The organism is Pseudomonas sp. TH32, from assembly GCF_016650855.1.
In the GTDB taxonomy this organism is placed as follows: Bacteria; Pseudomonadota; Gammaproteobacteria; order Pseudomonadales; family Pseudomonadaceae; genus Aquipseudomonas.
On sequence record NZ_JAEKFA010000002.1, the window covers coordinates 5,315,267 to 5,327,136 of the forward strand.

Consider the following 11,870-nt stretch of genomic DNA (forward strand, 5'->3'; position numbering starts at 1 on the left):
CCTCCGTGTGCATGTGCGCCGCTGTTGCATGGCGGACGCTGTGGTATCTTAGGCCATCTTTTTGCGTGCGATTTCACCTGGGGAGGGGGCATCGCAACGCCATCACTGAACTGGAAAGGCAAGCCAATGCAGCGTCTGTATCGGAAACGCATCGTTCTCGGCGTCGGCGGCGGCATTGCCGCCTACAAGAGCGCAGAGCTGGTTCGCAGGCTCCTGGACCAAGGCGCCGAAGTGCGCGTGGTCATGACCCGTGGCGGCAGTGAATTCATTACCCCGCTGACCATGCAAGCCCTGTCCGGCCACCCGGTCCACCTCGACTTGCTGGACCCTGCGGCCGAAGCCGCCATGGGCCACATCGAGCTGGCCAAGTGGGCCGACCTGGTGCTGATCGCCCCGGCCACCGCCGACCTGATCGCCCGCCTGGCCCAAGGCATTGCCGACGACCTGCTGACGACCCTGGTGCTGGCCACCGACGCCACCGTCGCCATCGCCCCGGCCATGAACCAGGCCATGTGGCGCGACCCGGCCACCCAGGCCAACACCCAGCTCCTGCAAAGCCGCGGCCTCAAGGTGTTCGGCCCGGCCTCCGGCAGCCAGGCCTGCGGCGACGTGGGCATGGGCCGCATGCTCGAAGCCACCGACCTCGCCCAATGCGCCGCCGACTGCTTCCAGCACCTGGCGCTGACCGGCAAGCACGTGCTGATCACCGCCGGCCCGACCCAGGAAAACATCGACCCGGTGCGCTACATCACCAACCATAGCTCAGGAAAAATGGGCTTTGCCCTGGCTGAAGCGGCGGTCGAGGCAGGCGCCCGGGTAACCCTGATCACCGGCCCGGTGCATCTGCCAACGCCGGATCGCGTCACCCGAATCGACGTAGTCAGCGCCCGCGACATGCTGGCGGCCTGTGAAGCGGCGATTCCCTGCGACCTGTTTATCGCCTCGGCAGCGGTAGCGGACTACCGCCCCGAAGTGGTTGCGCCGCAGAAACTCAAGAAAGACCCTACAAGCGGTGACGGCCTGCTCCTGCAAATGGTCCGCAACCCGGACATTCTGGCCACCATCGCCACCCGTGAGGACCGTCCGTTCAGCGTCGGTTTCGCCGCTGAAACCGAGCATTTGCTGGACTACGCCGCACGCAAATTGAAAGACAAAAACCTCGACCTGATTGTCGCCAACGATGTCGCCAACCCGAGCATCGGCTTCAACAGCGAGGAAAACGCCATCAGCGTGATCGACCGCGAGTTGCACGCCACCGTTTTCGCCCAGACCAGCAAGGGCAAGATTGCCCGCCAGCTGATCTCATTTATCGCCCTACGGCTGAACCAGGTTTAATTTCCATGCACGCTTTGCAAGCCAAGATCCTCGACCCACGCATCGGCAACGAATTCCCGCTGCCGGCCTACGCCACTCCGGGCTCCGCCGGCCTCGACCTGCGCGCCATGCTCAAGCAGGACACCGTGCTTGAGCCGGGCCAGACCATTCTGATTCCCACCGGCCTGTCGATCTACGTGGGCGACCCTGGCCTGGCGGCGCTGATCCTGCCGCGCTCCGGCCTGGGTCACAAACACGGCATCGTCCTCGGCAACCTGGTCGGCCTGATCGACTCGGACTACCAGGGCGAGCTGATGGTGTCGTGCTGGAACCGTGGCCAGACCGCGTTCAACATCGCCGTCGGCGAGCGCATTGCCCAACTGGTGCTTGTGCCGGTGGTGCAGGCGCACTTCGAACTGGTCGAAGAGTTCGACGAAACCCAGCGCGGTGCAGGTGGCTTCGGGCATTCCGGCAGCCACTGACTAAGCTGAACTGACTTAGCAGAACCAAGCCGGGTGCCTCACCCGGCCTGACGCCAACGCATGGCCTTTCAGGATGAAGAATGCGCGGAACTTATCAGCAAGATTTCCCCAGTGAAATCAGGGCATTAAGCGGGCGAAAGAGCGGTGCTTCGGCGCCGATGGCACTTTTGCACCACGAACTCTATGCCAAAAACGCCGTCTTACCCTTCAGTTTGAGCCTGCCGGTCAGCACCCCTGAGGCCAGCCCCGCCCTTTTCAGATGGAGTTCCCCCCGCAATGAGCAATGCAGCCCGAGTCGCCCCGACATTTCCCGACAGCATTTTCCGCGCCTATGACATCCGTGGCGTGGTCCCCAAGACCCTGACCGCCGAGACCGCCTACTGGATCGGCCGCGCCATTGGCTCCCAGAGCCTGGCGCAGGGCGAGCCTGACGTTTCCGTGGGCCGTGACGGCCGCCTGTCCGGCCCCGAGCTGGTCGAGCAACTGATTCAGGGCCTGGCCGACAGCGGCTGCCATGTCAGCGACGTGGGCCTGGTGCCGACGCCTGCGCTGTACTACGCGGCCAACGTACTGGCCGGCAAGTCGGGCGTGATGCTCACCGGCAGCCACAACCCGTCGGACTACAACGGTTTCAAGATCGTCATCGCCGGCGATACCCTCGCCAACGAACAGATCCAGGCCCTGCACACGCGCCTGAAGACCAACGACCTGACCAGCGGTGCCGGCACCATCACCAAGGTTGAAATTCTCGATCGTTATTCGGACGAGATCACCCGCGACGTCAAACTCGCCCGCCGCCTGAAAGTGGTGGTGGATTGCGGCAACGGCGCGGCCGGCGTGATCGCCCCGCAACTGATCGAAGCGCTGAATTGCGAAGTGATCCCGCTGTTTTGCGAGGTCGACGGCAACTTCCCCAACCACCACCCGGACCCGGGCAAGCCTGAAAACCTGGTAGACCTGATCGCCAAGGTCAAGGAAAGCGGCGCCGACCTGGGTCTGGCGTTCGACGGCGACGGCGACCGCGTCGGCGTGGTGACCAACACCGGCAATATCGTGTTCCCTGACCGCCTGCTGATGCTGTTTGCCCGCGACGTCGTGGCGCGCAACCCGGGCGCCGAGATCATCTTCGACGTCAAATGCACCCGCCGCCTGACGCCGCTGATCAAGGAATACGGTGGTCGCCCGCTAATGTGGAAGACCGGTCACTCGTTGATCAAAAAGAAAATGAAGGAAACCGGCGCGCTGTTGGCCGGCGAAATGAGCGGCCACGTGTTCTTCAAGGAACGCTGGTTCGGTTTTGACGACGGCATTTACAGCGCCGCCCGTCTGCTGGAGATCCTCAGCAAGGAAAAATCCACCGCGGAAGACCTGTTTGCAACCTTCCCGGATGATATTTCTACGCCTGAGATCAATATCCATGTGACCGAAGAGAGCAAATTCAGCATCATTGACGCACTGCACGATGCGCAATGGGGCGAAGGCGCCAACCTGACCACCATTGACGGCGTGCGGGTCGATTACGCCAAAGGCTGGGGCCTGGTTCGCGCATCCAACACCACACCGGTGCTGGTGCTGCGTTTCGAGGCGGATTCCGAGGCTGAGTTGCAGCGCATCAAGGACGTGTTCCACGCCCAGTTGAAACGTGTTGCCCCTGATCTCCAATTACCGTTCTGATTTTTTGTACCGGAGCCCTGAATGACCCTCGAACGCGAAGCCGCCGCCAACACCGCCAAGGTCCTTTCCGAAGCGTTGCCTTACATTCGACGCTACGTCGGCAAGACGCTGGTGATCAAGTACGGCGGCAATGCCATGGAAAGCGACGAGCTGAAAACCGGCTTTGCCCGCGACATCGTGTTGATGAAAGCCGTCGGGATCAACCCGGTGGTGGTGCACGGTGGCGGCCCGCAAATCGGTGACCTGCTCAAGCGCCTGTCCATCGAGAGTCACTTCATCGACGGCATGCGTGTGACCGACGCCCAGACCATGGACGTGGTGGAGATGGTCCTCGGCGGCCAGGTGAACAAAGACATCGTCAACCTGATCAACCGCCACGGCGGCAGCGCCATCGGCCTGACCGGCAAGGACGCCGAGCTGATCCGGGCGAAGAAGCTCACCGTAACCCGCAAGACCCCGGAGATGACCCAGCCGGAAATCATCGACATCGGCCAGGTGGGCGAAGTGATCGGCATCAACACCGATCTGCTGAACCTGCTGGTGAAAGGCGATTTCATTCCGGTGATTGCGCCAATCGGCGTCGGTGCCAACGGTGAGTCCTACAACATCAACGCCGACCTGGTGGCCGGCAAGGTGGCCGAGGCGCTGAAGGCCGAGAAGCTGATGCTGCTCACCAACATCGCCGGCTTGATGGACAAGGAAGGCAAGGTATTGACCGGCCTGACGACCCAGCAAGTGGACGACCTGATCGCCGACGGCACCATCTACGGCGGCATGCTGCCGAAGATCCGCTGCGCACTGGAAGCAGTACAAGGCGGCGTCGGCAGTTCGTTGATCCTGGACGGCCGGGTTCCGAATGCGATCCTGCTGGAAATCTTCACCGACACCGGTGTGGGTACCCTGATCAGCAATCGCAAGCGCCCGTAAAGCGCTGAAAACAAAAAGCCCCCGCTCAACCTGGTTGAGCGGGGGCTTTTATTGCCTGGCTTTCAGATCAAACGCCGAACTGCTCGCGATAGGCCTTGACCGCCGGCAGATGCTGCTTGAGCTGCGGGTCATCTTCCAGGAACTGCAGCACCTGGTTCAGGGACACGATGCTCACGACAGGAATGCCAAAATCACGTTCCACTTCCTGGATCGCCGACAATTCACCGTTGCCGCGCTCCTGACGGTTCAGCGCGATCAACACGCCGGCTGCCTTGGCGCCGTCCTGGGAAGCGATGATTTGCATCACTTCGCGAATCGCCGTGCCGGCGGTGATGACGTCGTCGATGATCAGCACGTCGCCCTTGAGCGGTGCGCCCACGAGGCTGCCGCCTTCGCCGTGGGCCTTGGCTTCCTTGCGGTTGAAACACCATGGCAGATCCTGCCCGTGATGTTCAGCCAACGCCACGGCAGTCGCGGCGGCCAGGGGAATGCCCTTGTAGGCCGGGCCGAACAGCACGTCGAAGGAAATACCGCTTTCAACGATGGCGGCCGCATAGAAACGACCCAGCTGCGCCAGGGCGGAACCCGAGTTGAAAAGGCCGGCATTGAAGAAGTAAGGGCTGGTGCGCCCGGACTTCAGGGTGAACTCACCGAAGCGCAATACGCCGCGATCGATGGCAAAACGAATGAAATCGCGTTGATACGCCTGCATGAAAAAAGCCTCAGATACCACGGATTTAGCTAATTAGGTAGACGGCGTGTATCATACACGCACGCGATTTTTGGGGCCATTTATGCGGATCATCAGTGTGAACGTCAATGGTATTCAGGCTGCAGTCGAGCGTGGTTTGCTCAGTTGGCTGCAAGCCCAGAATGCCGACGTCATCTGCCTGCAGGACACCCGCGCCTCCGCCTTTGAACTGGACGACCCAGCCTTCCAACTGGATGGCTACTTCCTTTATGCCTGTGATGCCGAAGTTCCCACCCAAGGTGGCGTGGCTTTGTATTCGCGGTTGCAACCCAAGGCGGTCATCAGCGGCCTCGGCTTCGAGACAGCCGACCGCTACGGGCGCTACCTGCAAGCCGATTTCGATAAGGTCAGCATCGCGACCTTGCTGCTTCCATCAGGGCAGAATGGCGATGAAGACTTGAACCAGAAGTTCAAGCTAATGGACGATTTCGCCCGTTATCTGGATAAACAGCGGCGCAAACGTCGCGAGTACATTTACTGTGGCTCGCTGTACGTGGCGCAACAGAAGCTCGATATCAAGAACTGGCGCGACAGCCAGCAATCTCCGGGTTTCCTGGCGCCGGAACGGGCCTGGATGGACGAGATTGTCGGCAACATGGGCTATGTCGATGCCCTGCGGGAAGTCAGCCGCGAAGGCGACCAGTACAGCTGGTGGCCGGATAACGAACAGGCCGAGATGCTCAACCTGGGCTGGCGTTTTGACTACCAGCTGCTGACCCCGGGCCTGCGCCGCTTTGTGCGCAGTGCACGCCTGCCACGCCAGCCGCGCTTCTCGCAGCACGCGCCGCTGATCGTGGACTACGACTGGACACTGACCATCTAAGGTCTTTTTCCAGGCACAAAAAAACCGACATTGCTGTCGGTTTTTTTGTGGGCGGTGGTTATTTGATCAACCGCAACGTCCACGGATAACGATAAGCCACGCCTTTGTTGGCCTTGATGCCCGCAATGATCGTCATCACCACCGCGCCGATCACCAGGACGGTCATCAACACGAAGCCGATCACGATGAAGCCCAGCAGGAAGCAGACCGCCCAGGCAATGCCCACGGTGATCTGGAAGTTCAGCGCTTCCTTGCCCTGGTCATCGATGAACGGGTCCGCGTCCTTCTTCACCTGCCACAGGATCAAAGGCCCCAGCAGGCTGCCGAACGGGAACATCAACCCGAAGAACGCCGCGAAGTGACAGAGCATCGCCCACTGGCGAACTTCCTTGGACGGTGTCGGCAGTGGAAGTTGACTGTCACTCATGGCGTAGCTCCTTGGGGTTGAATCAGTCGGCCAATGCGGCGTTCTGCAGTTCGAAGATCTCGGTCATGCCTTTCTGGGCCAATGCCAGCATGGCGTTCAGGTCCGCCGGCTGGAATGGCGCGCCTTCGGCGGTGCCCTGCACTTCGATGAAACCACCGGTGCTGGTCATCACCACGTTCAGGTCGGTCTCGGCAGCCGAATCTTCAAGATAGTCCAGATCCAGCACAGGCTCGCCCTGATACATGCCAACCGACACCGCAGCGATCATCTGCTTGAGCGGATCGCCGCCTTTCAGGCCGCCACGTTTCTTGATGACCTTGAGCGCATCGACCAGGGCAACCATGGCGCCGGTGATGGACGCGGTGCGGGTGCCGCCGTCGGCCTGGATCACGTCGCAGTCGACGTACAGGGTCACGTCGCCCAGCTTGGACATGTCCAGCGCAGCGCGCAGGGAACGGCCGATCAGGCGCTGGATTTCGAGGGTGCGGCCGCCTTGCTTGCCACGGCTGGCTTCACGCTGGTTACGCTCGCCGGTGGCACGCGGCAGCATGCCGTACTCGGCGGTCAACCAACCCTGGCCCTGGCCTTTAAGGAAACGCGGCACGCCATTTTCGACGCTGACGGTGCAGATAACCTTGGTATCGCCAAACTCGACCAGTACAGATCCCTCGGCGTGTTTGGTGTAGTTGCGGGTGATGCGGATCGAGCGGAGCTGATCGGCAGCGCGACCACTTGGACGTTTCATAGGGGATACCTGTACGGAGGACGAAAAACTGCCGAGCATTATAGAGCCGCCAGCCCTGATCGGCACGGCTAAAAAATCCTGTTACAAACCCGGGCAGCGAAGCCACTGTTTGGGGCCACCCTTCCCGTTGAGCTACAATCCTGCGCCTTCGCAGCCTGTCGGCTTCAATCTACCCATCAGCCCGCCCGTTTGCGGGACTGCATCGCGAGGTACCTCCATGGTGCACAGCATGACCGCCTTCGCCCGCGTCGAAAAAGCCGGCGTCCAAGGCACCCTGAGCTGGGAATTGCGCTCGGTCAACAGCCGCTACCTGGAGCCGCACCTGCGCCTGCCGGAGTCGTTTCGCGACCTTGAAGGCGCGGTCCGTGAAGCGCTGCGCCAGGGTATCTCCCGCGGCAAGCTGGAATGCACCCTGCGCTTTACCGAGGAAACCACCGGCAAGCCGCTGCAGGTCGATCGCGAGCGCGCCGCTCAACTGGTCGCTGCCGCCGAAACCATCGCCGGCCTGATCAAGCAGCCTGCCGCCATCAACCCCCTGGAAGTGCTGGCCTGGCCCGGCGTGCTGGTGGCCGACGCCACCGACCCGCAAGCCCTGAATGCCGAAGCCCTGGCGCTGTTCAACCAGGGCCTGAAGGAACTCAAGGCCGGCCGTGAGCGCGAAGGCGCCGAACTGGCCCGCCTGATCAGCGACCGCCTGACGTCCATCGAAGAAGACGTGGTGACCCTGCGCGAACTGGTGCCGCAGATGCTTGCCACCCAGCGCCAGAAGGTCCTGGACCGCTTCACCGACATGCAGGCCGAGCTGGATCCGGTGCGCCTTGAGCAAGAGATGGTCCTGCTGGCCCAAAAGAGCGACGTCGCCGAAGAACTCGACCGCCTGAGCACCCACATCCTGGAAGTGCGCCGCGTGCTCAAGTCGGCCGGTGCCGCTGGTCGGCGCCTGGACTTCCTGATGCAGGAACTCAACCGCGAAGCCAATACACTGGGCTCCAAAGCCTTTGATCCGCGCAGCACACAGGCTGCGGTCAACCTCAAAGTGTTGATCGAGCAAATGCGCGAACAAGTACAGAATATCGAGTAAGGCACCCTGACATGACCCACAGCACCGGCACCCTCTACATCATTTCCGCCCCATCGGGCGCGGGCAAAAGCAGCCTGGTCAAAGCCCTGACCGACGCTGACGAGCAGATCCGCATCTCGGTGTCGCACACCACCCGCGCCATGCGCCCGGGTGAAGTGAACGGCGTGCACTACCACTTCGTCGAGCGCACCGAGTTCGTGAAGATGATCGAGCACGGTGATTTCCTCGAGCGCGCCGAAGTGTTCGGCAACCTCTACGGCACTTCCCAAAGCCATCTGCAGCAGACCCTGGACGAAGGCCACGACCTGATCCTGGAAATCGACTGGCAGGGCGCCGAGCAAGTGCGCCAGCTGATGCCCAAAGCCCGCTCGATCTTCATCCTGCCGCCGTCGCTGGAAGCGTTGCACCAGCGCCTGACCAACCGTGGGCAGGACAGCGACGAGATCATCGAAGGCCGCATGCGCGAGGCCGTCAGTGAAATGAGCCACTACGTCGACTACGACTACCTGATCATCAACGACGATTTCGCCCAAGCCCTGGACGATTTGAAAGCGATTTTCCGCACCAATCAGCTCCAGCAAAAGCGTCAGCAGCAGCGTTTCGGTAAATTATTGGCCGAACTGCTCGGCTGATTGGCTCTTCCCAAAACCGCTGCAAGGGCTTTACATTGGCACTTGTAGCGCGTTTGCGATGGCCTGCGAAAAATCAGCGCTTCCCTAAACGCTGGTGATTTTTTAAACTGTTCAGTCCGCTCGCCCAACCGGGCAGCGCGCATATTGCATTCGCTCCGAGGAATACCATGGCCCGCGTAACCGTTGAAGACTGCCTAGAACACGTGGATAACCGCTTTGAGCTGGTCATGCTCTCTACCAAGCGTGCCCGTCAACTGGCCACTGGCGGCAAAGAGCCCCTGGTCCAGTGGGAAAACGACAAGCCTACCGTTGTAGCCCTGCGTGAAATCGCTGAAGGCCTGATGAGCTACGAGTTCATCGCCAACGCCGAAATCGTTGAAGACGAACCGCTGTTTGCAGCGTTCGAGGACGAGTCCAACGAGGCCGTCTAAGCCTATGCCTGGTCGACGTAGCACGGCGCGGGGTCACAGCCAACGGCAGGAGTTAATACTTTGCCGAGCATAGACGCCCTCGCCGATCGCTTATCGACCTACCTCGGCCCAGACCAGGTCAACCTGGTCCGCCGAGCGTATTTCTACGCCGAACAAGCCCACGACGGCCAACGCCGCCGCAGTGGCGAGGCGTATGTCACCCATCCTCTTGCGGTGGCCAATATTCTTGCCGACATGCACATGGACCATCAGAGCCTGATGGCTGCGATGCTGCATGACGTGATCGAAGACACCGGCATCGCCAAGGAAGCGCTCAGTGCGCAATTTGGCGAAACCGTGGCCGAACTGGTCGACGGGGTCAGCAAACTGACCCAGATGAACTTCGAAACCAAGGCCGAAGCCCAGGCGGAAAACTTCCAGAAGATGGCCATGGCCATGGCCCGGGACATCCGGGTGATCCTGGTCAAGCTGGCCGACCGGCTGCACAACATGCGCACGCTGGAAGTGCTGTCCGGCGAAAAACGCCGGCGCATTGCCAAGGAAACCCTGGAAATCTACGCGCCCATCGCCAACCGGCTGGGCATGCACGCCATTCGTATCGAGTTCGAAGACCTCGGTTTCAAAGCCATGCACCCGATGCGTTCCGCACGCATCTACCAGGCGGTCAAACGCGCCCGGGGCAATCGCAAGGAAATCGTCAACAAGATCGAAGAGTCCCTGAGCCATTGCCTGGCGATCGATGAGATCGAGGGCGAAGTCAGCGGCCGGCAGAAACACATCTACGGCATCTACAAGAAGATGCGCGGCAAGCGTCGGGCCTTCAACGAAATCATGGACGTGTACGCGTTCCGGATCATCGTCGATAAGGTCGATACCTGCTACCGCGTGCTGGGCGCTGTACATAATTTGTACAAACCCCTGCCGGGACGCTTCAAGGACTACATCGCGATTCCCAAGGCCAACGGCTATCAGTCGCTGCATACCACGCTGTTTGGCATGCACGGGGTGCCGATCGAGATCCAGATCCGCACCCGCGAAATGGAAGAGATGGCCAACAACGGCATCGCCGCCCATTGGCTGTACAAGTCCACCGGCGACGAGCAGCCAAAAGGCACCCATGCCCGCGCACGCCAGTGGGTCAAGGGCGTGCTGGAAATGCAGCAACGTGCCGGCAACTCCCTCGAATTTATCGAAAGCGTGAAGATCGACCTGTTCCCGGACGAGGTTTACGTGTTCACGCCCAAAGGTCGGATCATGGAGCTGCCCAAAGGCTCCACGGCGGTCGACTTTGCCTACGCGGTGCACACCGACGTGGGCAACAGCTGCATAGCCTGTAGGATCAATCGTCGACTGGCCCCGCTGTCGGAACCACTGCAAAGCGGCTCCACGGTGGAGATCGTCAGCGCACCGGGCGCACGCCCGAACCCGGCCTGGCTCAACTTTGTGGTCACCGGCAAGGCCCGTACCCACATCCGCCACGCCCTGAAGCTGCAACGCCGTTCCGAGTCCATCAGCCTGGGCGAACGCCTGCTGAACAAGGTGCTCAACGGTTTCGACAGCTCCCTGGACAAGATCCCGGCCGAACGCGTGCAGGCGATGCTCCACGAGTACCGCCAGGAACTGATCGAAGACTTGCTGGAAGACATCGGCCTGGGCAACCGCATGGCCTATGTGGTCGCCCGCCGCCTGCTGGGCGAAGGCGAACAATTGCCAAGCCCCGAAGGCCCGCTGGCGATTCGCGGCACCGAAGGTTTGGTGCTCAGCTACGCCAAGTGCTGCACCCCGATCCCCGGCGACCCGATTGTCGGCCACCTGTCTGCGGGCAAGGGCATGGTGGTGCACCTGGACAACTGCCGCAATATCAGTGAAATCCGCCACAACCCCGAGAAATGCATCCAGCTTTCGTGGGCCAAGGATGTCACCGGCGAATTCAACGTCGAGCTGCGGGTCGAGCTGGAACACCAGCGCGGCCTGATCGCCCTGCTGGCCAGCAGTGTCAATGCGGCCGACGGCAATATCGAGAAAATCAGCATGGACGAACGCGATGGCCGCATCAGCGTGGTCCAACTGGTGGTCAGCGTGCACGACCGCGTGCACCTGGCCCGCGTGATCAAGAAACTGCGCGCCCTGACCGGGGTCATCCGCATCACCCGCATGCGCGCCTAGCCCATCCATTACAAGGAGTCATTCATGACCAAGACTGTTATCACCAGCGACAAGGCACCAGCAGCAATCGGTACTTATTCCCAGGCGATCAAGGCGGGCAATACCGTCTACATGTCCGGCCAGATTCCACTGGACCCAAAAACCATGGAGCTGGTTGAAGGCTTTGAAGCCCAAACCATCCAGGTCTTCGAAAACCTGAAGTCGGTGGCCGAAGCCGCAGGCGGTTCGTTCAAGGACATCGTCAAACTGAACATCTTCCTCACCGACCTGAGCCACTTCGCCAAGGTCAACGAGATCATGGGCAAGTACTTCGAACAACCGTACCCAGCCCGCGCCGCCATCGGCGTTGCCGCCCTGCCAAAGGGCGCGCAGGTTGAGATGGACGCCATTCTGGTCATCGAGTAAAACATCCGGCGC

At 61.1% G+C, this 11,870-nt stretch carries 12 protein-coding genes and 1 pseudogene; 10 read left to right on the top strand and 3 right to left on the bottom strand.

Features of this window, described 5'->3' with window-relative positions; all coding sequences use genetic code 11:
* Positions 1-126: 126 nt before the first annotated feature.
* From coaBC to argB, 4 genes and pseudogenes are all read left to right on the top strand, one after another.
* On the top strand, positions 127-1,335 hold the full coding sequence (gene coaBC, locus JFV30_RS28175) for a bifunctional phosphopantothenoylcysteine decarboxylase/phosphopantothenate--cysteine ligase CoaBC (protein WP_010168193.1): 1,209 nt from the start codon (positions 127-129) through the stop codon (positions 1,333-1,335).
* 5 nt (positions 1,336-1,340) lie between these two features.
* Entirely contained in the window at positions 1,341-1,796 is a 456-nt protein-coding gene (dut, locus tag JFV30_RS28180; protein WP_003213270.1) for a dUTP diphosphatase, read from the top strand.
* A gap of 270 nt (positions 1,797-2,066) precedes the next feature.
* Positions 2,067-3,470 (top strand): annotated as a pseudogene (locus tag JFV30_RS28185) (phosphomannomutase/phosphoglucomutase); the annotation flags it as partial.
* A 21-nt stretch (positions 3,471-3,491) separates the two neighbouring features.
* Positions 3,492-4,397: an acetylglutamate kinase gene (gene argB / locus JFV30_RS28190; RefSeq protein ID WP_003213275.1), complete on the top strand. Its 906-nt coding sequence runs from the start codon at positions 3,492-3,494 to the stop codon at positions 4,395-4,397.
* Between the two features lie 67 nt (positions 4,398-4,464).
* On the opposite strand, the gene pyrE is transcribed toward argB, so the two are convergent.
* Positions 4,465-5,109 carry an orotate phosphoribosyltransferase gene (gene pyrE / locus JFV30_RS28195; RefSeq protein ID WP_010168197.1) on the bottom strand — a complete coding sequence of 215 codons (645 nt, stop codon included), beginning with the start codon at positions 5,107-5,109 and terminating at the stop codon, positions 4,465-4,467.
* An 82-nt stretch (positions 5,110-5,191) separates the two neighbouring features.
* Here pyrE and JFV30_RS28200 point away from each other — a divergent pair, with 82 nt between their 5' ends.
* The gene (locus JFV30_RS28200; protein WP_003195493.1) at positions 5,192-5,971 is read left to right on the top strand and encodes an exodeoxyribonuclease III; all 780 of its coding nucleotides are present in this window, start codon (positions 5,192-5,194) and stop codon (positions 5,969-5,971) included.
* 58 nt (positions 5,972-6,029) lie between these two features.
* Here JFV30_RS28200 and JFV30_RS28205 read toward each other — a convergent pair whose 3' ends face one another.
* Both JFV30_RS28205 and rph read right to left on the bottom strand, forming a co-directional pair.
* On the bottom strand, positions 6,030-6,398 hold the full coding sequence (locus JFV30_RS28205; protein WP_003213278.1) for a DUF4870 domain-containing protein: 369 nt from the start codon (positions 6,396-6,398) through the stop codon (positions 6,030-6,032).
* A 22-nt stretch (positions 6,399-6,420) separates the two neighbouring features.
* A complete protein-coding gene (gene rph, locus JFV30_RS28210; RefSeq protein ID WP_003213280.1) occupies positions 6,421-7,143 on the bottom strand; it encodes a ribonuclease PH in 723 nt (240 codons plus the stop codon).
* A gap of 217 nt (positions 7,144-7,360) precedes the next feature.
* Here rph and JFV30_RS28215 point away from each other — a divergent pair, with 217 nt between their 5' ends.
* The 5 genes from JFV30_RS28215 to JFV30_RS28235 all read left to right on the top strand — a co-directional run bounded on the left by JFV30_RS28215 (position 7,361) and on the right by JFV30_RS28235 (position 11,858).
* Positions 7,361-8,224, top strand: coding sequence for a YicC/YloC family endoribonuclease (locus JFV30_RS28215; protein WP_010168202.1), 864 nt, complete (start codon positions 7,361-7,363; stop codon positions 8,222-8,224).
* Positions 8,225-8,235: 11 nt separating this feature from the next.
* Positions 8,236-8,856 (top strand): guanylate kinase, encoded by a 621-nt coding sequence (gene gmk / locus JFV30_RS28220; protein WP_201125698.1) that lies wholly within the window; start codon positions 8,236-8,238, stop codon positions 8,854-8,856.
* A 167-nt stretch (positions 8,857-9,023) separates the two neighbouring features.
* Positions 9,024-9,287 (top strand): DNA-directed RNA polymerase subunit omega, encoded by a 264-nt coding sequence (gene rpoZ, locus JFV30_RS28225; protein WP_003176920.1) that lies wholly within the window; start codon positions 9,024-9,026, stop codon positions 9,285-9,287.
* Between the two features lie 60 nt (positions 9,288-9,347).
* Complete coding sequence (spoT, locus tag JFV30_RS28230) at positions 9,348-11,453, top strand: bifunctional GTP diphosphokinase/guanosine-3',5'-bis pyrophosphate 3'-pyrophosphohydrolase (protein WP_008439435.1); 2,106 nt, start codon at positions 9,348-9,350, stop codon at positions 11,451-11,453.
* A gap of 24 nt (positions 11,454-11,477) precedes the next feature.
* Positions 11,478-11,858 carry a RidA family protein gene (locus JFV30_RS28235; RefSeq protein ID WP_003213288.1) on the top strand — a complete coding sequence of 127 codons (381 nt, stop codon included), beginning with the start codon at positions 11,478-11,480 and terminating at the stop codon, positions 11,856-11,858.
* Positions 11,859-11,870: the final 12 nt, after the last annotated feature.

Coding starts and splice junctions, on each gene's coding strand:
- coaBC (WP_010168193.1), top strand. CDS start 127: ATGCAGCGTCTGTATCGGAAACGCATCGTTCTCGGCGTCGGCGGCGGC.
- dut (WP_003213270.1), top strand. CDS start 1,341: ATGCACGCTTTGCAAGCCAAGATCCTCGACCCACGCATCGGCAACGAA.
- argB (WP_003213275.1), top strand. CDS start 3,492: ATGACCCTCGAACGCGAAGCCGCCGCCAACACCGCCAAGGTCCTTTCC.
- pyrE (WP_010168197.1), bottom strand. CDS start 5,109: ATGCAGGCGTATCAACGCGATTTCATTCGTTTTGCCATCGATCGCGGC.
- JFV30_RS28200 (WP_003195493.1), top strand. CDS start 5,192: ATGCGGATCATCAGTGTGAACGTCAATGGTATTCAGGCTGCAGTCGAG.
- JFV30_RS28205 (WP_003213278.1), bottom strand. CDS start 6,398: ATGAGTGACAGTCAACTTCCACTGCCGACACCGTCCAAGGAAGTTCGC.
- rph (WP_003213280.1), bottom strand. CDS start 7,143: ATGAAACGTCCAAGTGGTCGCGCTGCCGATCAGCTCCGCTCGATCCGC.
- JFV30_RS28215 (WP_010168202.1), top strand. CDS start 7,361: ATGGTGCACAGCATGACCGCCTTCGCCCGCGTCGAAAAAGCCGGCGTC.
- gmk (WP_201125698.1), top strand. CDS start 8,236: ATGACCCACAGCACCGGCACCCTCTACATCATTTCCGCCCCATCGGGC.
- rpoZ (WP_003176920.1), top strand. CDS start 9,024: ATGGCCCGCGTAACCGTTGAAGACTGCCTAGAACACGTGGATAACCGC.
- JFV30_RS28235 (WP_003213288.1), top strand. CDS start 11,478: ATGACCAAGACTGTTATCACCAGCGACAAGGCACCAGCAGCAATCGGT.